This window comes from Maribacter spongiicola (assembly GCF_004364165.1).
Classification (GTDB): Bacteria; Bacteroidota; Bacteroidia; order Flavobacteriales; family Flavobacteriaceae; genus Maribacter; species Maribacter spongiicola.
Map to the genome: position 1 here is coordinate 226,141 of NZ_SOAY01000013.1, position 22,955 is coordinate 249,095.

Consider the following 22,955-nt stretch of genomic DNA (forward strand, 5'->3'; position numbering starts at 1 on the left):
AACTATATTGATTTTTTAGATACGAATGGTTTAAATTCCCCGCAATTTTGTTACATTTATTATTATGAAGGTAGAACTAGAAACTATTGACCCCGCTTCTAAAAGTCCGTTTAGACTTTTACATGACCCTAAATTGAGCCACCTCTTTTATTGGCATTTTCACCCTGAATATGAAATCGTTTATATTGAAGGTGCTAATGGAACAAGACATGTTGGCGACCATATTTCTGAATATAAAGAAACCGACCTTGTACTAATTGGTTCTAACATACCGCATTTAAACTTTGACTACGGTGTAAAAACAACGTACAGAGAAGAAGTGTTACATATAAAGCCTTCTTTCAAGAGTGATTTTGTAGACCCTATTCCAGAATTGAAAAACTTAAATAGATTATTGGATTTATCAAGATACGGAATCGCTTTTCACGGGGAAACTAAAAAGGTAGTGGGCGAGTTATTAAAAGAACTCCACACCCTTAAACCTTTTGAATATTTTATGGCAATCATGAATATTCTTAAAAGACTTTCTCAAAGCAATGAGTTCGAATTGTTACACAAAAAGCCCTATAAAAATAGATATAGTAAAAAGGAACAAACTAGAATTCGTGATATTTATGCCTTGATCGATGAACGTTACCAGGGTAAAATTTCGGTTGATGAAGTTGCTACATTCTGCAACTTAACTAAGCCAGCTTTTTGTCGCTATTTTAAAAAAGCAACAGGTAGCACTTTCATAGAGTTTTTAAATCAATATCGCATCAGTCAATCTAAACGTTTATTACTTGCCGGAAAAAATGTTAGCGAAACCTGTTTTGAATGTGGATTTGAAAGTCTGTCATATTTCAACAGGACTTTTAAGAAAGTGACGGGAGAAAATCCGTCAGCATTTAAAAAGAGACTTCTGCGCAATTAAATGAACTATGATTATTTGCAAAAGAGGAAACATGTAACCTGAGACCTTTTTATTTTTAGAGGGACACAATGTTTTTACTCATCTACCTTTTAGATGGGTAACGTATAACTTCTAAACACATACTCATGGAAATTTTTGATCCACTTTCACTAAAAACGGTTTTACAAATAGTTGTTGCTGCAATTTTCATCTATTTATATATGATGTTCATTACCCGTGTAACTGGTAAAAGAACATTCGCTAAAATGACAAGTTTTGATTTTGCGGTGACCATTGCCATGGGTTCCATTCTTGCCGATGCTGTCAATAAACCTGTTTCAAGTTTAATGCCCGCCATGGTGTCTATAGCATTGCTTGCAGGTTTACAAGCATTATTCGCCAAACTATTATCATCATCTGATGCCGCACAAAAGGTTATAACCAACACGCCTATTCTTCTAATGAAAAACGGTACAATTCTAAAAGAGAACTTAAAAAAGGCATTGGTAAGTCAGGCAGATTTAATGGGCAAACTTCGTGAAGCAAATGTTTTACAGCTGTCGCAAGTAAGAGCTGTTATTTTTGAAACCACAGGCGATATTTCGGTTCTACACACAGACAAACCTATCGATATTGATGCTGTTATTATGGAAGACGTAAAATCTGAAGCATAAAAAATGCCCTAATCTTATCGAATAAGGCATTCTTGAGACAATCAACTTAAAAACTACTTTGCCTTCTTCCTTTCTACATTCATAGTTGGGTTAGAAGATTTAACTCTTTTCTTACTTTCTGTACCTTTACTAGACTTCAAATACTCTTGGTATCCTCTGCCCTTAAATTCATATGTTGTTCCACTATCTGGGTGGTATAATTCTATAGTACTATCATTAATTACATATAACTCAAAGTAATCATCGCCCATAAAGTCATAGTCTAACGTCAGTGTTTTTAATGAATTGTCACCTTGTACATCATATACCTGGTAATCACCTTCAAAATCCCATTGTAAATTAGAAACACTCGTATTCGGCGCATCTAAAGAAGACCTGAAAAAGTTAGGTAAAAACTGTATGTAATTTTCATTATCAAAGTCATTTAACGCTCCAGCTTCACTGGTAAATATTTTCTCCCAAGCATCATATTCTTGTATGAAATAATTGATGTTATCATAGAACACTGTGTCGTAATCGAAATTATTAATTTGATATCCTTTCAAATAATAAGAGGTATCTGAATTTGCATCATACAACTCTATTGTATTGTTGTTTACAGCAAAAACTTCCAGAAACCAAGATCCGTCTATATCGTGAGCAATATCTACTGTACCTCTTAGCGTACCATAAGTACCCACATCAATACCGTAGCCTCCACCGGTTTTACCAATACCAACGATGTTATTATTTGCATATAACACTCCGCGATCAAAAGACACCGTAAACGCTCTTTGCAAAAAAGGCACTTCACCGTTACCACGGGTCGCATTAATATCTACATACCATAAATCATAGCTTTGTAAAACTTGATCGGTATTGAAAGCGGACTCCTCTATAAAATCATCTTCAATAATTACTTCTGTATAACAAGAAACCATCAATGTGGCTAAAAGGAAATATCCTGTAAGTAGTTTTATAGTTTTCATAAGATTTCATTTAATAGGTTGTTAACTATAAAACAATCTCTATGCCAAAATTTACACAAGGCTGATACTAATCATATGATGAGCATATAAATTATTGGTAAATTTGCCCTATGAACAAGGATGCGAAATTTGCGGTTTTAGGTGGTGGAAGTTGGGCTACGGCCATTGTTAAAATGTTGACCAATAACCAAGAAAAAGTTGGTTGGTATATGCGTAATACCGATGCTATTGAGCATATTAAAACTCAAAAACACAACCCTAATTACCTGACTTCGGTAGAATTTAAGACCGAACAATTAGATTTGTCCAACGATATTAACAAGGCCGTGAATAATGCCGATGTTTTAATTTTCGCGATACCTTCCGCTTTTTTAGTGGGAGAGTTGGAAAAACTGACCGTTTCATTAAAAGACAAAATAATATTTTCTGCAATTAAAGGCATTGTTCCCGAATCGGGATTAATAGTCGGTGAACATTTTCATAACGTTTACGAAATACCTTTTGATCATATTGGCGTTATAACCGGGCCTTGCCATGCAGAAGAAGTTGCAATGGAGCGACTTTCATATTTAACCATTGCTTGTGCAGATACCGAGAAGGCAAAATTGATTGCCAATAATCTCTCTAGTAATTATATTAAAACTAATATCAGTAAAGACATTATCGGTACAGAATATGCCGCCATGTTAAAAAATATTTATGCCATTGCCGCTGGTATTGCCCACGGATTAGGTTATGGCGATAATTTTCAGAGTGTATTAATGAGTAACGCAATTCGTGAGATGAAGCGTTACACAAAACGCATACATAACCTAGATAGAAACATTAATAAATCAGCTTATTTAGGTGACTTGTTAGTTACTGGGTATTCTATCTTTAGTCGTAATAGAATGTTCGGGAATATGATTGGCAAAGGCTACACCGTTAAAAGCGCCCAAATGGAAATGAGCATGATCGCGGAAGGTTATTATGCCGCAAAAAGTGCCTACAACATCAAAGAGAACTTTACAAAAAAGGTCAAAACTCCTATTATTGACGCTGTTTATAAAGTTCTCTATGAGAATAAAAATCCTAAAAAAGTGTTTTTAGACCTAACGGATAAACTGGATTAGCGCCTTTCTAAAGAAAAATCTGAATGCTCTTTTAATTCTGCATTTAAGGTTGTTCTCCATTCTTCGATTTTAGCATCATCTACCTTAAACCTAATTTGAAATTCTTTCATCAAAGGTTCCATTAAGGCTCTAATACTTTCTATGTCGAAATATAACCTACCAGTTCTTCGAATGAAGAAATCCATAGGGGTTTGCACCATTTCATAATCGATACCGAAAGCCAATTCTGCCTTGGCTAAACGTACATATTTATCATCTTCTACAATACCCTTATAATTTTCAAGAATAGTTTCTGTCTGTTTACCATAGTTGGTTACTAAAAACCAAGCATCGTGTTTTGTAAAACCTTCTTCTTTGATTTGGTCATATACCTCATCAATATATTTTTTTACATGTTTAAACTTCTTGAAATCGACATTACCGCACAAAAATATTTTCTCTGTATAACATTCTTTAAGTTCGGTATCATATTCCTCTTCCATTTTCTTAGCGATACGATCTACAACTCTTTCTGCCATTTTACGGTAACCTGTTAGCTTACCACCTGCAATACTTATTAAGCCAGTATCTGAAACAAATATTTCATCTTTTCTTGATAATTCTGACGCAGACTTACCTTCTTCATGTATTAAAGGTCTTAAACCTGCCCAAGAAGAAACAATATCTTCTAACTCTAGATTTATATCAGGAAACATATTATTAACTGCAGAAATCAAATAAATGGCATCTGCGAGATCTGTTCTTACATTGTCTTTATTATCATTAAAGTTGGTATCTGTTGTACCAACATAGGTGATTTTACCTCTTGGTATGGCAAACATCATTCTGCCATCTGGTATATCAAAATAACAAGATTGTTTCACTGGTAGTTTTTCATACGGAAAAACCAAATGAACCCCTTTGGTCAAATGAAGTTGTTTTCCTTTTTTAGAATTGTTCAAGCTACGCAATTCATCTACCCACGGACCAGCGGCGCTAATTACATATTTAGATTTGATTGTAAATTCTTTGTCTGTAACCGTATCTATCGCCTTAACACCTGCAATTTTATCGCCGTCATAAACAAACTCATTTACTTTAGCATAATTCAATGCCTGTGCACCAAATAAAAGACTGCTTTTAATATTTTCAATGGTTAAACGGGCATCATCTGTTCTATATTCAGCATAATAACCGGCACCGTTCAAAATCTTTTTCGGCAATAAAGGCTCCAATTTCAAGGCTTCCTTTTTTTCTAGCATTTTTCGCTTATCATCTCCTGTGACCTGAGCTAGAATATCATATACTTTAAGCCCAATAGATGTTAACCATTTACCGTAAGAACCATTTTCTATTAACGGCAACAACATCTTTTCTGGCAATACTAAATGCGGAGCCAATTTATGTACAATTGCACGCTCGGACCCTACTTCTTTCACCAACCAAAAATCGAACTGCTTTAAGTATCGGAGTCCGCCATGGATCAGTTTGGTCGATTTACTACTTGTGCCAGAAGCAAAATCTCCTTTTTCTAACAAGGCTACTTTTAATCCGCGAGATGCAGCATCCAATGCAATACCGCCACCGGTAATTCCACCTCCTATAACCACTAAATCAAAATCTTCAGATTCTAAATGGTCTATCGTTTTTTGGCGTTCTAAATTGGTAAATTTTATATTCTTCATCAGTAGATGTCTATTTTAATTAAAACGGTTATTTTGGTCTCAACTAGACTAAAACCTAACATTAATGAACAAAGATAGAACTAGTCATATGCTATTCTATGCTCTAAAAAATTAATAAATTGTAAAATTGATACGTATGCTACTCTTCTTCTTCCCAGCCCTTGGATCTGTCTACAGCTTTTTGCCACTTTTTGTACAAGCGTTTTCTTTTCACACGATCAAAGGTTGGCTTAAAAATTCGGTTCATAGGTCTACTTTGATCAATGTCTGATTGCTTCCAAAAACCTACTTCAATTCCTGCAAGAAAAGCAGCACCCATTGCGGTAGATTCAATAATTTCAGGTCGGTGCACTTCAGAATCTAAAATATCTGCTTGAAATTGCATTAAATGATTGTTTGCACACGCACCACCATCAACCCGTAAGTTCTTTAGCTGAATGCCCGAATCATCTTCCATAGCCTTTAAAATATCTTTTGTTTGGTAAGCCAATGCTTCTAAAGTCGCCTTTGCCAAATGTGCTTTACCTGTATCTCTTGTTAAGCCGAAAACAGCTCCTCTTGCATACATATCCCAATAAGGTGCACCAAGACCTGCAAATGCCGGCACTACATAAACAGGATTCTCACCTTCTATTGAATTTGCCAATTCTTCTGTTTCTTTGGCATCTTTAATAAGTTCTAAACCATCTCTTAACCACTGTATCGCCGCACCAGCAATAAAAATACTGCCCTCTAGCGCATAATTGACCTTACCGTCTATACCGTATGCTATTGTGGTTAATAGTCCGTTCTTAGAAAACTGTGGTTTTTCACCGGTATTCATCAACATAAAGCAACCTGTACCATAGGTGTTTTTTGCAGACCCTTTCTTAAAACATGCCTGACCGAAAAGTGCTGCTTGCTGATCACCAGCAATACCTGCTATAGGAATTTTTACTCCGTCAATTTCATAATCTCCAAAATTCGCTGCAGATGGTTTTACTTCTGGCAGCATGGTTTTAGGTATATCTAATGCCTTCAACATTTTATCGTCCCACTTTAGATTTACGATATCGTAAATCATGGTTCGTGATGCATTGGTATAATCAGTTACGTGGTTATGGTCTTTCGTCATGTTCCAAACCAACCAAGTATCTATTGTACCCATCAATAAATCGCCGGCCTGAGCTTTCTTCTTTGCCCCTTCAACATTATCCAATATCCACTTTACTTTAGTACCCGAAAAATAAGAATCAATAACCAAGCCTGTAGTTTTCTTTACATGCTCTGTGAGTCCGATTTTTTTTAAATGCTCACAAATATCTGTCGTACGTTTGTCTTGCCACACAATGGCATTATAAACAGGCTCTCCTGTATTTTTATCCCAAACTACTGTAGTTTCTCTTTGGTTGGTGATACCAATACCTACAATTTCTGTTGGTTTCACTTTTTCCTTCTCCAAAAGTTCTTTTAAAACAGCCATCTGTGAAGATAAAATTTCTTTTGGATTATGTTCTACCCAACCCGATTTAGGAAAAATCTGTTTGAATTCTTTTTGAACCATTCCTTGAATGGTACCATCATGGTCTACTAATAAAGCCCTAGAGCTCGTTGTACCCTGATCTAATGATATTATAAATTGCCTTGACATGTGCTTTAAGTTATTTCTCTAAATATAGCGGAAATAAAAATTAATGCAAAGCATGGAATTCTGAAGCGACGTAAAGAATTATGTACATCGGTTAAAACTATATTCTCGTTCTACTAAACAAATACGAACTGTATAAGAATCATACCAATCTGCAATTCCTTTTTTCTGAGCCAATAAATGATCTGCTTGCTGTTTCCAATTATGAATTGCATTTAGGCTTTCCCAGTAACTTACCGTAATTCCTATTTCTTGTTTGGCACTTTCAATACCAATATAGCCAGATTGTTTTTTTGCCAACTGCTCCATGAAATCTGCCATATCGCCATAGCCATTATCGCCTGCTGTTCCAGTAGAAGTAAAAATAACAGCGTAATAAGGCTTCTTCATCGTTTATTGAATAAACTCTTTTTCTACAAAATAGCTAACTATTGCTTCTTTCATTAGTACAGTTTGCTCTCCCGCTTTTAAAGAAGGTAATTCTTCTATTACATTATAATGCGGCCAACCATCTTCATCAAAAAAACTGAATTCGTAAAATCCGTAAGGTTCTAAAAGACGACAGATAGCAATATGCATTAAATCTAATTTATCATCTTTTTTATATTTTCTGTGGTACTGTCCTAATTCTTGAACCCCAATTAGGTAAATAATAGCATCTAATTCTAAAGGATCACCGTCAGAAAACTTTCCAGAAAGCTTTTCTACCAAATAATCCCACCGTTCTTTTAATTGTGTATCCCTTGCCATATAATTTCCTTCAACCTCATCTATGATATAGACTTTGCAAAGGTACAAATCAAAGTTCTATATTTGTTAAAACACTTTACGAATGGGACTTTTAGATATTTTACTTGGATTACCCTTAATATGGGGTCTATGGAAGGGATATAAAAACGGACTATTCATGGAAATAGCATCTATTGTTGCACTTGTTGCAGGTATTTTCGGAGCAATCCATTTTTCATACATAACGGGCAACTATTTATCTGAGCATTTAAACTGGGATGAACGCAACATGAGTATCATTGCCTTTATAATTACATTGATACTTATCATCATCATTGTAAATTTAATTGGAAAACTACTGACTAAAGTTGCCAACTTTGCCATGCTAGGCTTATTGAATAAAATTGCAGGTGGTATTTTTGGTGTGTTAAAGGTGGCTATTTTGCTTGGTGCCGCTTTCATATTTTTTGATAGAATGGACAGCACATTTAATTTACTAGATGATGAGACTAAGCAAGAATCAATTCTTTATCAACCTATTAAAGATATCGGGGCATTAATTTTTGATACCGTTCTAGTAAGTGAAGCTCCGCCAAGTCAGGTTTCAGAGGACCCAATAATCATATAATTGTATGGTCCGCTAATCTTACTTTTTGTACACTTTATCGAATATGCATTTTTGTTAATGCCCTGCGTTTAATTTTTCAATAATATTACTACATCGATAACCCAAATCGATTACGAGAGCTTAGAACACTCTTAACTTTATTACCTACTGCGCTACGCCGAAAGGCTACACAATTTAAAGACACTTATATGAAAATGAGATTGCTTTACGCGGTCCCTGTCTTTTTATTACTTTTTCTTGGTTCTTGTACTAGCGACTCTATAGATGATACGCCAGTACTTGAAGCTGAAAATGTTTTAACTATAGAGCAGGACCTACTAGATATTGTTAATGCGCACAGGTTAAGTCTAAAAACCAATACATTAATTTTTAGTGATGTTGCATATAAATATGCGAACCTTCATACCGACTACATGATATCTAAAGGTAGCATTAGCCACGATAATTTTAGCTCAAGAGCTTCTAACATCGATTCTGAAATCAGCGTTGAAATGGTTGCAGAAAATGTTGCCAAAGACTATCAATCTGCTTTAGAGGCTTTTGAAGGGTGGTATGTTAGCAGCAGCCATAAAAAAACAATGGAAGGCGATTTTACACACACTGGTATAAGTGTAAAAAAAGATGACCAGGGCAACTATTACTTTACTCAACTTTTTTACAAGCAGTAGAACATTTGTATTACTTTATTAAGGACTAATCTAGGTTTAGTTTAACTCAAAATCGCTGACTGGTGTTTTTAAGTTGATGAAGTGTAGATAGTCACATGAAATACACTTTTATTCGTTGTAATTTTTGAGGTATTTTAACGATCGACCCCCATCTATAGATTCGTGTCGCTTACCGTACAAAATACACTTTCTATAGATATTCTTCTTAATGAAAAGATTGGTGGGCCTATTTTTGTCATTCAATACTTAAATAGTCCCCCTTTATGAAATCTTCATTAATTTATTTAATTGTATTCATTACCGTATTATCGTCATGTTCTAGATATGAGAACTTTGCGGGTTACCAAGAAACTTCTGAAGAACCATTGTTAACTTATACTTTGGCTTCTTCTAATTCGCATAACAATCTAGAAACCGAACTTTTTGAAATGATAAATAATTATCGAGTTGGTATAGGTTTAAATGAACTGCAATTTGAGAGTACAGCATACTATTATGCAAGCCTTCATACCACCTACATGATTTCAAAAGGTAAAACAAGTCATGATAATTTTAATATGCGAGCAAGTAACATTGCAAAAAGAACCAATGCCGTATTTGTTGCAGAAAATGTAGCAAGAAAATACGATACTATTGAAGAAGCTTTTTATGCATGGTTACTAAGTGCTGGCCACAGAGAAAATATAGAAGGTAACTATGATTTTTCTGCTATAAACATTCAACAAAATAATAAAGGAGATTTATATTTTACACAACTTTTTTTTAGATAGAATTTTAGAAGATAATATTTGAAAGCCTTTGTAACCCAAAGGCTTTTTTTATGCTTACCTTTTAGGTAAGAAATGATCGTTTCTTTAACTTTCACTAAAAATCATAGAAATGAGCATAAAAGCACCATTTAACCTTAACAAATGGATAGAGGAAAACAGAGATTCACTTAAGCCCCCTGTCGGAAACAAAAATTTATATAAAGATGCTGGCGATTATATTGTTATGATCGTTGCAGGGCCAAATGCCAGAAAAGACTATCACTACAACGAAACTGAAGAGTTGTTTTATCAGCTTGAAGGTCATATAGAAGTTCATATTCAAGAAGATGGTAAAAAAAGAACTATGCAATTAGGACCTGGAGACATGTATTTACACCCTGCCAAAGTACCGCATTCACCCGTTCGTAAAGAAGGATCTATTGGTCTGGTCATAGAACGGAAACGTGACCATATGAATGTGGACGATGGTCTGTTATGGTTCTGCGATAATTGTAATCACAAGTTATATGAAGCCTATTTTACCCTGCATGATATAGAAAAAGATTTCTTATCTCACTTTAAGCATTTTTACAGCTCCAAAGAATTAAGAACTTGCGATAATTGTGGTACTGTTATGCCAGTTGACGAACGTTTTATAGCTAAAGAATCATGATTATAGTAGCACAAATTATAACAGCCTTTGTAGCACTCATCCATATTTACATTCTTTGGTTTGAAATGTTTGCCTGGACAACGGCAGGAAGAAAAGTATTTAAAAACTTTCCTAAAGATTTATTTGAACCCACCAAATCAATGGCGGCAAACCAGGGACTATATAATGGTTTTTTGGCAGCCGGTTTGGTATGGTCTTTTTTTATAAGCGATATAACATGGTCTGCTAATATTGCGATTTTCTTTTTAGGCTGTGTTACCGTTGCTGGTGTTTACGGTGCATTTTCCGTAAGCAAAAAAATATTCTTTGTTCAAAGTATACCAGCTTTATTAGGTATTATCTTTTGGTGTATCGTTAAATTTTCTTAGCAAAAATTAGATGTCTTATTGGATAAAATTCTTTGTATTTTTGTAATATATCTAACATTAATCACGCAAAAAGTTATAAAATGTCAAAAATAGCAGCAGATTTCGGAATACACGATGCTTTAAAAGCATTAGGAATTAAAGATGTCAACGAGGGTACTTCAACTGGATCTAACCAATTTTCATCAGGTGATACAATTTCATCGTACTCACCAGTAGATGGTTCTCTAATTGCCAAAGTCAAAACAACGACAAAAGCAGATTACGAAAAAGTAATGTCTACTGCTACGACAACTTTTAAAGAGTGGAGAACAAAACCTGCACCACTACGTGGTGAAATCGTTAGACAATTTGGCGACAAATTAAGAGAGCTTAAAGAACCGTTAGGTAAACTTGTTTCTTATGAAATGGGAAAAAGCTACCAAGAAGGTTTAGGCGAGGTACAAGAAATGATAGATATATGCGATTTCGCAGTTGGTCTATCTCGTCAATTACACGGTTTAACTATGCACTCAGAAAGACCTGGACATAGAATGTACGAGCAATATCATTCATTAGGTGTGGTCGGTATTATTTCTGCCTTTAACTTTCCTGTTGCTGTTTGGGCTTGGAATACGGCCCTTGCTTGGATCTGTGGTGATGTTTGTGTTTGGAAACCATCAGAAAAAACTCCGCTATGTGGTATAGCTTGTCAAAATATAGCTGCTGCAGTTATGAAAGCCAATAACTTACCTGAAGGTATTTCTTGTTTAATTAATGGGGATTATAAAATAGGTGAATTAATGACACAAGATAATAGAGTACCGTTAGTATCTGCTACGGGATCTATTAGAATGGGAAAAATAGTTGCTCAAGCGGTTGCTGCCAGACTTGGTAAATCTTTACTTGAACTTGGTGGTAACAATGCTATTATCGTTACACCTGACGCTGACTTAAAAATGACCGTTATCGGTGCTGTGTTCGGCGCTGTTGGCACTGCGGGTCAACGTTGTACTTCTACTAGAAGATTGATCATACACGAATCTATGTACGATAAAGTAAAAGAAGCTGTTGTAGCTGCATATCAGCAATTAAGAATTGGTAATCCGTTAGATGAAAATAATCATGTAGGTCCATTAATTGATACCGATGCAGTTGCCCAATATAAAATGGCTCTTGAAAAAGTGGTTAAAGAAGGTGGTAAACTAATCGTTGAAGGAGGAGTGTTAGAAGGTGAAGGTTACGAAAGTGGTTGCTACGTTAAACCTGCAATTGCAGAGGCTAAAAACGATTTCGAAATTGTTCAACACGAAACATTTGCTCCTGTTCTTTACTTATTAAAATATTATGGCGATGTTGAAAATGCCATTGCTATTCAAAATGGTGTGGTACAAGGGCTTTCATCTGCTATTATGACAAACAATCTTCGAGAAGCCGAACATTTTCTTTCTGCTTGGGGTAGTGATTGTGGTATTGCTAATGTAAACATCGGTACTTCTGGTGCTGAAATTGGTGGCGCTTTTGGTGGTGAAAAAGAAACGGGTGGTGGTCGCGAAAGCGGTTCTGATGCTTGGAAAGTGTACATGAGAAGACAAACCAATACTATTAACTATACTACTGAGCTTCCTTTAGCACAGGGTATAAAGTTTGATCTATAACAAAAACAAAAATTCCTTTGTGTGTTTAATAACTAGGCTGCTTTTCAATTGGTTGGTTCGTTCGACCAACTACCATGAAGCAAAGTTTGTAACCCTAGAACAATAAACATACAAAGGAAATTTATGATACCTTTTATCTTTTTCTTCATTTTATAGTGTAAATACCTCTGTATTAAACTAGTAAATTACCCTACTCGTTTCAACCAATTCTGTACAGCTTTACCCGAATATTGTATAGTTGGACTTTTATTCCCTTAAATTTTAGACATAAAAAAATCCTGTCTACTACAAGAGGACAGGATTTTTTAACCAACTAACTCAAAACTTCAAATTGTATATTCAATGCCCAATCTTTGTGGGGAGATGTATACTATTTAAAATACTTACGTAAAAATGCAACTTATAGTTGCTACTCCATACACTTTTTATATCGTTTTACTTATTGATTGTATAAATGGTGCTCATTATTACATAACTGTTATTAACATAATGATTGATTGTAAGGTAATTAGGTTCCAATCTTTTAACATTTTTAAGATTTTTTTAATAAATTGTGCGCTAAACACTAAACATTTTTACAATGACGAAAACAACAACCTATTTATTATTGATGTTGATTACCATTGTAGTTGGAACTTTCATCTTTTATAATTGGTGTAGCGAATGCGCAACACCAGTTACACCGACTGAACCAGCCACAGAAAAGGTAATCGTAATAGAGCCCTCGGCAACATCGTATCCATTCGCAGTTGATGGTAATGGATTTGCCTACAACACCAATGACAATTATAATTTCAACATTTCTTCTCACGACATTTTAATGCCTTTAAGTGCTGAATTGACCAAAGGCGTTTCTGGTCTACAAAGCCATTTAGAGTCCAATGGCAGTAATGTTATAAATGTAACAGGTTACTACACAAGCGAAGAAGAGAATAATACTGCGTTCCCCAATTTAGGCCTTGCAAGAGCAAACTCCATTAAAAACGATTTAGCTTCTAAGGGATTCTCTACTGCTCAAATCAACACCCAAGGTAAACTTATGGATGAGATGACCCCTAAAGATGGTACGTATTGGGGAGCTGCTTCATTTGGTCTTGAAGAGATATCTGCCACTGAAGGTGATGACCTAAAGGCTTTATATGATAAAATTAAAGCTGATCCGCTAGTTCTTTACTTCGATTCAGCAGAAGCGTCAATTCACTTAGACGCCGAGCAAAAACAAAAAATTGCTGATATTTCTAGATATTTAGATAAGGTTTCTGATGCTACTTCAAGCGTAGTTGGTCATACAGATGCTACCGGGCAAGCAAGCACAAATATGAGATTAGGTCAAGACAGAGCTGAATTCGCTAAAAACTACTTAATGCAAAATGGCATAGCTGCTGATAAGATAATTGCTACATCTAAGGGACAAACACAACCAATTGCTACAAACGCCACTGAAGAAGGCAGAGTAAAAAATAGACGAACAGTTATTACATTAAATTAAAATATACACTAATCCTATAAATAAGTAAAAACATGAATTTTGAAAATATGAATATTTGGTGCTGGCTAATTCCAGCTTTAGTTGGTATCATTTGTGGAATACTAGGTTACCTACTAGGAAAAGGTTCTGCCAAGGTTATAGATAATTCTGCTGAGATCAATAGTCTTACGGCTAGTAACACGAAACTAAAAGCTGAATTGACCGATTTAAACAATCTAAAAGCAAGCAACAGCAAATTAAAAGCTGATTTAGATGCGTGTAACCAAAAAGTAATTGCGGCAAGCAAAGCAGTAACGGCTGCTTCTAAAACACCAAGTACAAATCTAGGTGCCTCTGCTGCTTCTTTTGCTGCCGGCGCCGCTACAACTAGCGCTTTAGCTTTTGACGGGTCTGCTGCCAAGGCTGCATTTGGAAAAAACATTAAACAAGACGATTTAAAACTTGTTGAGGGTATTGGTCCAAAAATTGAAGGTATGTTCAAAGATCATGGTATTAAAACTTGGAAAGAACTTTCTGAGGCTAGCTTAGAAGCTTGCCAAAAAATATTGGATACTGGCGGTACACGATATAAAATTCACGACCCTGCGTCATGGCCTATGCAAGCGAAAATGTGCTATGAAGGTAAATGGGCAGAACTTGTAAAGTGGCAACAAGAACACAAGCACGGTAAACTATAATTTACGTAAAAAAAATCCCGATCATAACTGATCGGGATTTTTATTTTATAATGCTCCGTTTGCCTCTACCCACTTAAAATGATATTGATCTTGCGGAAATTTCATTCTTTCTGCTATTCTTTCTAATCTTGATGGTAACTTAATTAAATAATCACGAGCCTTTTCTGCTTCTTCATTTAAAGAACGTACCTTATCGATTTCCCAATACGCATTTAGTTTACTTAAAATATCAACGTAGTCTTGTGCAGTATATACACCTAACCGCTGTGCACAGTTAGAGAAGTTCTCGAATGCTGATCCTATTGTACCACCAGACTCACGTAAAAAGTGTGCCGGCATTACAATCTTCTTCTTCATCATATCTGCAAAGGCAATCATCATACCAGATGGATCTTCACCTAAAATAGTCTTAACAAATTCTCTATAAGCCAAGTGGTGTCTCATTTCATCACCTGCAATAATAGTACACATTTTACCTAATAAGGCGTTTCCTTTTTTCTTTGCCATTTGCCCCACACGTTTGTGCGAAATATTAGTAGCTAATTCTTGAAAAGACGTATAAACAAAGTTTTTATACGGATCGCGATCTGTACCGATATCAAAACCATCAGAAATTAAATGCTGGGTGGTTATTTCAATTTCTCTCATATTTACCCTTCCAGATAAATAAAGATATTTGTTTAGTACATCGCCATGTCTATTTTCTTCAGCTGTCCAAGCACGAACCCATTTTGCCCAGCCGTTTGTTTTATGGTCACCATGTTGGTCAACACCAACAACATCCATTAGCCAAGATTCATAAGTTGGCAATGCTTCTTCAGTTATAGTATCTGCTACCATGGTTACCCAAAAATCATATCCCAAATCTTTAGACTCTTCACGAATATCTTTTACCTCTTGCAAAAATGTATCTTTTTCAGAATTTGGTAAAAAATCTGTTGGTTGCCATATATCCTCTGGTTTTATAAGGAAAGATTCCATAAAGCTTTCTACTTTAGGCTCTAAAGCCTGCATCACTTCTAATCTTATATTTTTAGTAGACATAGTTTAGTTTTTATTAAAGATCATTAATAAAACAATCAATTTTTAAGTAAAGTTAATGGTTTTCTTAGTTTCTACCCTTTTCATTAGGATAAAAGGTGTAAACCGGATCACTTTGCCAGTATTCTTTTGAATCTGCATCAAAGACAGTTAACGGACCCTTAAAGGCTGCACCTGTATCAATATTCCAAACATTGGCTGCTTTCTGTGGGGTTGTTTTTCCTATACGAGTAACAGGTGTGTGCCCTATATAAATTTCAGAATAGTTTGTTAATCGCTTCGGATAATGAATATGGTCTTTATCTAAATCTGTATTTAATGAAAGTGCCAATTCCCAGAGTGTACGATCCCAATAGAACGTTTTTTTAAAATATTCATGTTCTATACCTTTTAAATTGGTAAAACCCGCGTGTAAGAACAATCTGCTTTCTGAATCTAAATAGTAATTGTCTAAGCTTTCATAAAATTTCAAGTGTGTATTCTTGGTTTCTTTTGTAGCCTTACCATATGAATTTGAAGTCGCCTCGCCACCATGCATAAACCAGGTTGGGTTGTCTGCTTGGCCTGTTAACCACTCATAGCAAAGCTCGTCATGGTTGCCTCTTAAGTATATACAATTATAGTTTTCTTTTAATTGCAAAAGATAATTTACGGTTTCAACAGCCTCTGACCAGCCATCGATATAATCTCCTAAGAAAATTATAGTATCATTTTCTGTTATAGCGGCTTTCTCAAGTACTTGTTTTAAGGCTTGTAACCCTGAATGAATATCACCTACTACCAGTGTTCTTTTTAAACTCATTTAGCAAAAATCGCAATTATGGCTATTATGACAAGGATAAAAATCACTAAAAAGAAAATTTTCCAAAACGAATATGGCCTATTTCCACTTAGCACCCCTGTTTGCCCATTTATATAAAAATTAAACTCTTTACCATCATACCTATATGAACTAAGATATATAGGAAGCAAAATATGCTTGAACCTCTCATCGGTCAATTTAATATCGGCATTAGCTACTCTTTGAGTATCACCGCCAATATCGCGTTTTATCCAATTATAGGCGATATTCTTGGCTTCTTGAAAAGATTTGTGATGCCCTTCTTTTAGCGATACCGTATATTTCTCTGTTACAAAACCAGATAGATATTTTGAATTAAATACCACTAAATCCTTAAGATTCCAGAAGGCAACTTTAGCCGGAATTTCTTTTCGCTTCTTTTCTGATGCACTTATAAGTATATCATCAACAAAACCATCTACTTTACCAGCAGCATAGGTCCACCTCGTTTTTCTTACCTGCCTAGTTCTTTTTCCCTTTTTACTATTATAGGTTTGAGTTTCATAGTAATAATCTCCTCTTTGCCCTTGGTAAGATGCAAAAAGGTTGGCATCGAACGTCCAGTATGGAATATACAACCCATGCAAACCTTCTGGGTCTAATGCAGCCTTTTTCAAATTATCTGGCGCAAACCAAATTTTGCCGACCCAAGTTTTAAATATAGAATGTGCTTTTTTCGAATCTAACTGAAAAGGCACCAGTGCACCAGGTAATATCCAACCTTCTTTTTCAATATCTTCTCTAATTAAAGGTTCGCTACAATACACACAATTAAGCGATTTGTAATTTTCCTCTACATGCTGGTTAGCACCACAATTCTTACAATGCAGTAATTCTATGGTTTCTGTATAGGCATTTTCACCGACGATTTTGAGGTAATGCTCTAATTCTAGCTCTTCGAAACTACTTTTAGATTGCTCAATAAACTCTTCATAACCACAATACTCGCATGTAAGTTGATGCGATCCTGGCTTAAATTTTAACTCGGCACCACAATTGGCGCATGCTTTTTTATATTCCGATTGTTGAATGTCGTCCATAGATAGGATCTCTTCTCTAAGAAAGGTCAGTTTATTTTCTCAAAATTATGCCGTTGGTAAAGGTGGTGGTGTATTACCGCCTAAGAAAGATTTTAACTCTTCAATTTCTTTCAGTACCGTCCAATTTGCCATTCCTTGTTTCCAGATCAAAGAATCTCTATTGATAGTTCTGCTTGCAAACAACTCCTTAAGTTTATCGAAAGAGACTGGCCCTAACTGTTGCCCGTTTACAGCGTAAAAATAAGAAACCTGCGCAGGCATCGGCGGCGGTGCTTGTGGCTGCTGTGTAGTTTGCCCACCAAAAGGTTGTGTACCCGGTTGCCCCATTAAACCACCCATTTGTTGCGCTAGTACAAAACCCATACCCATACCCATGCCGGCACCAGCTGTACCACCTTCATTTTTTGCAGCCAACTCCATGGCTTTAGCGGCTTTGAACTGTGCTAATTTGCCCATGTCCAATTTATCTAAACGGCTATACTCGAAAATCTCTTTTTTAAGCTCTTCTGGCATCGATACATTTTCGATGTAGAATCGCTCTAACTCAATACCTACCCTATTAAACTCTGGCTGCATTACCTCTTGGCAGGTTTCTGAAAGTTCACTAGTATTTGCAGCGTATAATTCAATCGGCAAATTAGCTTCACCTACCGTATCTGTAAAACGGGTTACGATCAAGCTTTTTAAATGTTCGTTAATTTCATAATTAGTAAAATTACCATCGGTACCTACCACGTCTACTATAAACTTACCTGGATCATTAATCCTAAAACTATAGGTTCCAAAAGCGCGAATCTCTACCAAACCGAAGCGGTCATCGCTTAACATGAACGGATTTTTGGTTCCCCATTTCTCATCTGTAAACAACCGTGTATTTACAAAATATACCTCAGCCTTGAACGGGCTATCAAAGCCATATTTCCATCCTTTCAGCGTGGTTAAAATCGGTAGGTTTTGAGTATTTAATGTATATGTGCCCGGCTTAAAAACATCTGCCAATTGTCCTTCATTGATAAAAACGGCTGTCTGCCCTTCGCGAACAATTAACTGCGCATTATTTTTAATCTCATTTTGGTAACGCTCAAAACGATGAACAATAGTATCGTTTGTATTATCTAGCCATTCAACAATATCTATAAATTCGTGGCTCAACTTTTTCTTTATTTCATCAAATATGCTCATGGCTAGTATGTGTTTTAAAATGTGCAATTCAAGATATGCAATTCATCAACAGAGCCAAAACCCTTAGCATAATAATTCAATAAAATAATAACTAAACAACCTTATTTTAATATTTCCTTAAGATTATTTAGGAAATGGTTGCTTTTTCTAATTAACTTGGACTTCCTAATTTTTTTTCGGAACTATGAAAAAGGTATTTTGTATTGGTGAATTATTGATTGATTTCGTTGCTGAAAATCAAGGTAAAGATTTATCGAAAGCTAAAGAATTTTCTAAAAAAGCGGGTGGTGCACCTGCCAATGTTGCCTGCGCTATTAGCAAACTAGGCGGAGATAGTTATTTCGTCGGCTGTGTTGGCAATGACCCTTTCGGAACATTCTTATTGCGTATTCTTGCCAATGAAAAGGTAGATATTTCGTTAGCACAAAAAAGTGATACGTTTACAACACTTGCCTTTGTTTCTATCGATGCCGATGGTGAACGCGATTTCGTTTTTAGCCGTGGTGCAGATAAAGAACTTACTTATGATTCATCGCTAAAAACTAGTTTTGAAAATAACATTATCCACTTCGGCGCAGCCACTGCACTTTTAGGTGGTTCTTTAGAAGAAACATATAGTAGATACTTGTTTGACGGACTCACAAAAAAAGCCTTCATCAGTTTTGATCCTAATTATAGGGTTGACCTTTGGAAAGATAAAGAGGATGTTTTTATACGTAAATGCCATGCCTTTATCGAAAAATCTCACCTTTGTAAATTCAGTTTAGAAGAGGCCAAGTTATTATCAGGTAAAGATAATTTAGAAGATGCTTGCAAGGTTTTTCACGAAATGGGAACAGTAATAATAGTGATTACCCTTGGTAGTGAAGGTACCCTTTTGAGCACTTCAAATTTTAGTAAAACCATACCTAGTATAAAAGTAACGCCTAAAGATACTACTGGTGCAGGTGATGCTTTTATTGGTTGTCTTTTACAACAAATTGCACAACATTCTAAAATAGAAAATGTACTGGCAGACGAAAATCTTCTAACTAATATGGTAGAAAGAGCCAATAAAGCAGGTGCAATTACCACCGAAAATTTTGGTGCTATCGAATCTCTACCTACGTTACAACAATTAGATTCTTAAAATGAACCAAGCTGAATTACTACGTTTACTGGCTACAAGAAGTCAAAATAAAAAAGGGGCTCAACCTTTAGCGTCTTTATTTGAACAACGATTAGCAACCAATCTTTCGCTAATTAAAACTCAGTTTTTTTCTTTGTACCAAGAAGACGAACATAAAGCATTCTTTTATACACTTTTAGACACCCTCGAAACACTTTTTAAAGAGCGACCAACAGAATTACAAAAGCAAGATATCGTTCGGTTAAACTCTGGTAATTGGTACCAAAGTGAACAAATGGTGGGTATGCAGTTGTATGTTGATCGCTTTAACAAAGACATTAACGGACTAAAAGAAAAACTACCTTATTTTGAAGATTTAGGTATTAACTTTCTTCACCTAATGCCGATTACAACAAGACCAGCTGGTGAAAATGACGGTGGTTATGCTGTAAATAGCTACCACGAAATTGATACCACCTACGGCACTAAAAATGATTTTAAAGCTTTTACCAAAAAAGCACGAGAGAACAACATGTTCTTAATGCTCGATTTTGTGGTTAACCATACTTCAGATGAGTTTGAGTGGGCAATGAAAGCAAAAGAAGGAAGCTTACACCATCAAAATTATTATTACACCTACTCTGATCGTCATATACCTGACGAATTCGAAAAGACGCTTCCTGAAATATTTCCACAGTCTGCACCAGGCAATTTTACTTATAACACAGAGATGGAAAAGTGGGTTATGACCTGCTTTAATACCTATCAATGGGATTTAAATTATAGAAACCCAGAAGTATTCATTGAAATGCTCGGCAATTTAATGTCTTTAGCCAACCTTGGTGTAGATGTTATACGTTTTGATGCACTTGCTTTTCTTTGGAAAAAACTCGGTACGTTATCACAGAATTTACCGGAAGCTCATACACTCATTTCTCTTTTTAGAATGTGCTTGCAGGTAATAGCACCAGGTGTTATTCTTTTGGCGGAAGCTATTGTAGCCCCTAGAAATATTATAAAGTATTTTGGAGAAGATACAACAGAAGGTAACGAATGCGAAGTTGCTTACAATGCCTCTTTAATGGCTTTATTATGGAATTCGATTGCCACTAAAAAAGCCAATTTAATGGTCAAAAGTGTTACCGAAATACCAAGTAAACCTAATGACGCCACCTGGATCAATTACATTCGTTGCCACGATGACATCGGTCTTGGCTATGACGATGATTTTGTACGTGCCATGGGCTATGACCCAACAGCTCACAAGCAGTTTATATTAAATTATTATTGTGGTAAATTAGAGTGGTCACCTGCAAAAGGGCTAATGTTCATGTACAACCCCAAAAATGGAGATGGTAGAATTACCGGAAGCGCCGCATCTTTATTAGGCCTAGAAACTGCCTTATCCCAAAACAACAAACATATTGTCGATTATGCCATCACTAAAATCTTAATGATGCATGGTATTATTTTGACTTTTGGCGGAATACCGATGATTTATGCCGGCGATGAAATTGGCACCTTAAATGATTATTCTTACGAGCAGAATGTAGACCACGTAAATGATAATCGCTGGGTAAATAGACCTATGCAAAACTGGGATGTTGTTTCTAAATTGAAAACTAAAAAAGATAATCCTGCAAGCATCATCTTCAACGGATTAAAAAATATGATTCGCTTACGTAAAGAGCACAGCGTATTTTCAGATACTAATGATATAAAAATTCATGGCTGCCCTAATCAGCATGTATTTGTGTATCAAAGAACACATGAGGACCAGAGTGTTTGGGTACTGTCTAATTTTAATGAAGTTACCGAAACTTTAAATATTGGTTGGTTACTTTCTATCGGAATTCATGCCGGTACAAATTCTATTGACTTACTAACAGGTAACACTTTTGAACTCATACATAACGAACTTCCATTAAAGCCATACCAGCAAATTTGGATTAAGAATATTTAACCTTTCTAAGCACTCGAAGTGCCTCTTTCAACGAATTATTTATTGCCGGGTATTTAGGTTTAAGCACTTGCCTGGCATTTTCCATTCGTTCTTTAGCCTCTTCAAATCCGTTGAGGTAGCATATTAAATATGAATCTGCCAAGTATCGTAAACTTTTCACCTCATGTATAGTCAGTGCTAAACTTTTACCTGCTTTAATCACTAAAGCATTATTACTTTCATATATCTTTTGTAACTCTTGTTTATCATGTACAGGAGGATCAAAAAGTAAATCGCTGGTTATTTGATAGGTGCCATTCTCACTAAAATTTATGACCACTTTTTCTAACGGATAATACCTTTGTTTCGCAGCCAGACCTAGCTGAACATATTCAATGGTAGTAAAAGAATCATCGTCATAAGCAATGGTAACCTCATCTAAGTTGGAGTAAAATAATTTTACCTGTTCATTTATCAATTCTATATCGACACGGTAGTAATAGGTTTCTCCATTGACGACCTTTTTATTGCCTGCCCAACAGACCACAAACTGTTCTTTAAATACCTTATAATCGCTTTCTAAATCTTTATGCCGGTGGTTTATAAAATCTATAACTCCATCCAAAGTAAGCTCTATATTGTTCTTGGCATGTTGTTCAATAGTAGCAACAGCTTCAGAATTAACATCTTTCAATTCAATATCAAAAACCTTGGGCAGGCTTATACTGCCCTCTCTAAAAAATACAGAACCGCCATAATACTTCCAGATATTTTTTCTGAGCGAACAAATTTTTCCGATAGACTTAATGGTTACTAAACCCACCACTTTACCATTCGGTAAATGCGGAAAAGGAATATTCTCGTACGAAATTAAAGGCGGGTTATCTAAATAGGCATTTACCAAATTTTGAATCTTGCTGTCATCAAAAAAATCTACCCCTACTATTTTATTATCCTCATCTTCAACGCCTACAACGATAAATGAATTATTCGTGGGGTTGCTATTTGCCAACGCACATACATGCTTTAAAAACTTACCCTTACCCTCCTTTTCTCCTATTGAAATAAATCGCTTTTTATCGTAAAAACTATTCTCGTCGTTATGAGCGAGTAAATTTTTTACCAAAAGGCGTTTATTGATCATAAGTTATAATTTTTGGCTTTTGGCTTTTGGCTTTTGGCTTTTGGCTTTTGGCTTTTGGCTTTTGGCTTTTGGCTTTTGGCTTTTGGCTTTTGGCTTTTGGCTTTT

General features: G+C 35.5%; 23 protein-coding genes. 13 read left to right on the forward strand and 10 right to left on the reverse strand.

The features are described from left to right. Positions 1 to 64 precede the first annotated feature (64 nt). A complete protein-coding gene (locus CLV90_RS15850) occupies positions 65 to 913 on the forward strand; it encodes a helix-turn-helix domain-containing protein (RefSeq protein ID WP_133688492.1) in 849 nt (282 codons plus the stop codon). 125 nt (positions 914 to 1,038) lie between these two features. After that, on the forward strand, positions 1,039 to 1,566 hold the full coding sequence (locus tag CLV90_RS15855; protein ID WP_133688493.1) for a DUF421 domain-containing protein: 528 nt from the start codon (positions 1,039 to 1,041) through the stop codon (positions 1,564 to 1,566). Between the two features lie 53 nt (positions 1,567 to 1,619). Here the strand turns inward: CLV90_RS15855 and CLV90_RS15860 are convergent, their stop codons facing one another. Further along, positions 1,620 to 2,534, reverse strand: a complete 915-nt coding sequence (locus CLV90_RS15860) for a nicotinic acid mononucleotide adenyltransferase (protein ID WP_133688494.1) — start codon at positions 2,532 to 2,534, stop codon at positions 1,620 to 1,622. A gap of 110 nt (positions 2,535 to 2,644) precedes the next feature. Between CLV90_RS15860 and CLV90_RS15865 the strand changes: the two genes are divergently transcribed. After that, on the forward strand, positions 2,645 to 3,646 hold the full coding sequence (locus tag CLV90_RS15865) for an NAD(P)H-dependent glycerol-3-phosphate dehydrogenase (RefSeq protein WP_133688495.1): 1,002 nt from the start codon (positions 2,645 to 2,647) through the stop codon (positions 3,644 to 3,646). On the opposite strand, the gene CLV90_RS15870 is transcribed toward CLV90_RS15865, so the two are convergent. The 4 genes from CLV90_RS15870 to CLV90_RS15885 form a co-directional block, all read right to left on the reverse strand. Next, a complete protein-coding gene (locus CLV90_RS15870; protein ID WP_133688496.1) occupies positions 3,643 to 5,310 on the reverse strand; it encodes a glycerol-3-phosphate dehydrogenase/oxidase in 1,668 nt (555 codons plus the stop codon). The genes CLV90_RS15865 and CLV90_RS15870 overlap by 4 nt on opposite strands. Before the next feature lie 139 nt (positions 5,311 to 5,449). Then, positions 5,450 to 6,940 (reverse strand): glycerol kinase GlpK, encoded by a 1,491-nt coding sequence (gene glpK, locus CLV90_RS15875; protein WP_133688497.1) that lies wholly within the window; start codon positions 6,938 to 6,940, stop codon positions 5,450 to 5,452. 78 nt (positions 6,941 to 7,018) lie between these two features. Beyond that, positions 7,019 to 7,327 carry an antibiotic biosynthesis monooxygenase family protein gene (locus CLV90_RS15880; RefSeq protein WP_133688498.1) on the reverse strand — a complete coding sequence of 103 codons (309 nt, stop codon included), beginning with the start codon at positions 7,325 to 7,327 and terminating at the stop codon, positions 7,019 to 7,021. 3 nt (positions 7,328 to 7,330) lie between these two features. Further along, a complete protein-coding gene (locus tag CLV90_RS15885) occupies positions 7,331 to 7,687 on the reverse strand; it encodes a hypothetical protein (RefSeq protein WP_133688499.1) in 357 nt (118 codons plus the stop codon). 82 nt (positions 7,688 to 7,769) lie between these two features. On the opposite strand from CLV90_RS15885, the gene CLV90_RS15890 reads away from it, so the two are divergent. The 8 genes from CLV90_RS15890 to CLV90_RS15925 all read left to right on the forward strand — a co-directional run bounded on the left by CLV90_RS15890 (position 7,770) and on the right by CLV90_RS15925 (position 14,552). Further along, complete coding sequence (locus CLV90_RS15890) at positions 7,770 to 8,294, forward strand: CvpA family protein (protein ID WP_133688500.1); 525 nt, start codon at positions 7,770 to 7,772, stop codon at positions 8,292 to 8,294. Positions 8,295 to 8,482: 188 nt separating this feature from the next. Then, positions 8,483 to 8,962, forward strand: a complete 480-nt coding sequence (locus CLV90_RS15895; protein ID WP_133688501.1) for a CAP domain-containing protein — start codon at positions 8,483 to 8,485, stop codon at positions 8,960 to 8,962. A gap of 263 nt (positions 8,963 to 9,225) precedes the next feature. Then, entirely contained in the window at positions 9,226 to 9,732 is a 507-nt protein-coding gene (locus tag CLV90_RS15900) for a CAP domain-containing protein (protein WP_133688502.1), read from the forward strand. Positions 9,733 to 9,841: 109 nt separating this feature from the next. After that, complete coding sequence (locus CLV90_RS15905) at positions 9,842 to 10,384, forward strand: 3-hydroxyanthranilate 3,4-dioxygenase (RefSeq protein WP_133688503.1); 543 nt, start codon at positions 9,842 to 9,844, stop codon at positions 10,382 to 10,384. After that, the gene (locus CLV90_RS15910; protein ID WP_133688504.1) at positions 10,381 to 10,752 is read left to right on the forward strand and encodes a DUF1304 domain-containing protein; all 372 of its coding nucleotides are present in this window, start codon (positions 10,381 to 10,383) and stop codon (positions 10,750 to 10,752) included. The genes CLV90_RS15905 and CLV90_RS15910 overlap by 4 nt, the downstream gene beginning before the upstream one ends. Before the next feature lie 80 nt (positions 10,753 to 10,832). Next, positions 10,833 to 12,386, forward strand: coding sequence for an L-piperidine-6-carboxylate dehydrogenase (amaB, locus tag CLV90_RS15915; RefSeq protein WP_133688505.1), 1,554 nt, complete (start codon positions 10,833 to 10,835; stop codon positions 12,384 to 12,386). 580 nt (positions 12,387 to 12,966) lie between these two features. Then, entirely contained in the window at positions 12,967 to 13,875 is a 909-nt protein-coding gene (locus CLV90_RS15920; protein WP_133688506.1) for an OmpA family protein, read from the forward strand. A 32-nt stretch (positions 13,876 to 13,907) separates the two neighbouring features. After that, entirely contained in the window at positions 13,908 to 14,552 is a 645-nt protein-coding gene (locus CLV90_RS15925) for a hypothetical protein (protein WP_133688507.1), read from the forward strand. Positions 14,553 to 14,597: 45 nt separating this feature from the next. Here the strand turns inward: CLV90_RS15925 and CLV90_RS15930 are convergent, their stop codons facing one another. The 4 genes from CLV90_RS15930 to CLV90_RS15945 form a co-directional block, all read right to left on the reverse strand. Further along, a complete protein-coding gene (locus CLV90_RS15930; protein ID WP_133688508.1) occupies positions 14,598 to 15,596 on the reverse strand; it encodes an acyl-ACP desaturase in 999 nt (332 codons plus the stop codon). Between the two features lie 64 nt (positions 15,597 to 15,660). After that, on the reverse strand, positions 15,661 to 16,395 hold the full coding sequence (locus CLV90_RS15935; RefSeq protein WP_133688509.1) for a metallophosphoesterase family protein: 735 nt from the start codon (positions 16,393 to 16,395) through the stop codon (positions 15,661 to 15,663). Continuing rightward, positions 16,392 to 17,474 (reverse strand): DNA helicase PriA, encoded by a 1,083-nt coding sequence (locus tag CLV90_RS15940; RefSeq protein ID WP_133688510.1) that lies wholly within the window; start codon positions 17,472 to 17,474, stop codon positions 16,392 to 16,394. The genes CLV90_RS15935 and CLV90_RS15940 overlap by 4 nt, the downstream gene beginning before the upstream one ends. Positions 17,475 to 17,519: 45 nt before the next feature. Next, positions 17,520 to 18,656, reverse strand: coding sequence for an SPFH domain-containing protein (locus CLV90_RS15945; RefSeq protein ID WP_133688511.1), 1,137 nt, complete (start codon positions 18,654 to 18,656; stop codon positions 17,520 to 17,522). A 184-nt stretch (positions 18,657 to 18,840) separates the two neighbouring features. On the opposite strand from CLV90_RS15945, the gene CLV90_RS15950 reads away from it, so the two are divergent. Then, positions 18,841 to 19,785, forward strand: coding sequence for a carbohydrate kinase family protein (locus CLV90_RS15950; protein WP_133688512.1), 945 nt, complete (start codon positions 18,841 to 18,843; stop codon positions 19,783 to 19,785). A gap of 1 nt (position 19,786) precedes the next feature. Next, positions 19,787 to 21,727, forward strand: coding sequence for an amylosucrase (locus CLV90_RS15955; RefSeq protein WP_133688513.1), 1,941 nt, complete (start codon positions 19,787 to 19,789; stop codon positions 21,725 to 21,727). Here CLV90_RS15955 and CLV90_RS15960 read toward each other — a convergent pair. Further along, the gene (locus tag CLV90_RS15960) at positions 21,714 to 22,850 is read right to left on the reverse strand and encodes an ATP-binding protein (RefSeq protein WP_133688514.1); all 1,137 of its coding nucleotides are present in this window, start codon (positions 22,848 to 22,850) and stop codon (positions 21,714 to 21,716) included. The two genes, CLV90_RS15955 and CLV90_RS15960, sit on opposite strands and share 14 nt — an antisense overlap. Between the last annotated feature and the right edge of the window lie 105 nt (positions 22,851 to 22,955).

Coding starts and splice junctions, on each gene's coding strand:
- CLV90_RS15940 (WP_133688510.1), bottom strand. CDS start 17,474: ATGGACGACATTCAACAATCGGAATATAAAAAAGCATGCGCCAATTGT.
- CLV90_RS15945 (WP_133688511.1), bottom strand. CDS start 18,656: ATGAGCATATTTGATGAAATAAAGAAAAAGTTGAGCCACGAATTTATA.
- CLV90_RS15920 (WP_133688506.1), top strand. CDS start 12,967: ATGACGAAAACAACAACCTATTTATTATTGATGTTGATTACCATTGTA.
- CLV90_RS15910 (WP_133688504.1), top strand. CDS start 10,381: ATGATTATAGTAGCACAAATTATAACAGCCTTTGTAGCACTCATCCAT.
- CLV90_RS15860 (WP_133688494.1), bottom strand. CDS start 2,534: ATGAAAACTATAAAACTACTTACAGGATATTTCCTTTTAGCCACATTG.
- CLV90_RS15935 (WP_133688509.1), bottom strand. CDS start 16,395: ATGAGTTTAAAAAGAACACTGGTAGTAGGTGATATTCATTCAGGGTTA.
- CLV90_RS15960 (WP_133688514.1), bottom strand. CDS start 22,850: ATGATCAATAAACGCCTTTTGGTAAAAAATTTACTCGCTCATAACGAC.
- CLV90_RS15850 (WP_133688492.1), top strand. CDS start 65: ATGAAGGTAGAACTAGAAACTATTGACCCCGCTTCTAAAAGTCCGTTT.
- CLV90_RS15890 (WP_133688500.1), top strand. CDS start 7,770: ATGGGACTTTTAGATATTTTACTTGGATTACCCTTAATATGGGGTCTA.
- CLV90_RS15855 (WP_133688493.1), top strand. CDS start 1,039: ATGGAAATTTTTGATCCACTTTCACTAAAAACGGTTTTACAAATAGTT.
- CLV90_RS15905 (WP_133688503.1), top strand. CDS start 9,842: ATGAGCATAAAAGCACCATTTAACCTTAACAAATGGATAGAGGAAAAC.
- CLV90_RS15865 (WP_133688495.1), top strand. CDS start 2,645: ATGAACAAGGATGCGAAATTTGCGGTTTTAGGTGGTGGAAGTTGGGCT.
- glpK (WP_133688497.1), bottom strand. CDS start 6,940: ATGTCAAGGCAATTTATAATATCATTAGATCAGGGTACAACGAGCTCT.
- CLV90_RS15955 (WP_133688513.1), top strand. CDS start 19,787: ATGAACCAAGCTGAATTACTACGTTTACTGGCTACAAGAAGTCAAAAT.
- CLV90_RS15895 (WP_133688501.1), top strand. CDS start 8,483: ATGAAAATGAGATTGCTTTACGCGGTCCCTGTCTTTTTATTACTTTTT.
- amaB (WP_133688505.1), top strand. CDS start 10,833: ATGTCAAAAATAGCAGCAGATTTCGGAATACACGATGCTTTAAAAGCA.
- CLV90_RS15925 (WP_133688507.1), top strand. CDS start 13,908: ATGAATTTTGAAAATATGAATATTTGGTGCTGGCTAATTCCAGCTTTA.
- CLV90_RS15900 (WP_133688502.1), top strand. CDS start 9,226: ATGAAATCTTCATTAATTTATTTAATTGTATTCATTACCGTATTATCG.
- CLV90_RS15885 (WP_133688499.1), bottom strand. CDS start 7,687: ATGGCAAGGGATACACAATTAAAAGAACGGTGGGATTATTTGGTAGAA.
- CLV90_RS15950 (WP_133688512.1), top strand. CDS start 18,841: ATGAAAAAGGTATTTTGTATTGGTGAATTATTGATTGATTTCGTTGCT.
- CLV90_RS15930 (WP_133688508.1), bottom strand. CDS start 15,596: ATGTCTACTAAAAATATAAGATTAGAAGTGATGCAGGCTTTAGAGCCT.
- CLV90_RS15870 (WP_133688496.1), bottom strand. CDS start 5,310: ATGAAGAATATAAAATTTACCAATTTAGAACGCCAAAAAACGATAGAC.
- CLV90_RS15880 (WP_133688498.1), bottom strand. CDS start 7,327: ATGAAGAAGCCTTATTACGCTGTTATTTTTACTTCTACTGGAACAGCA.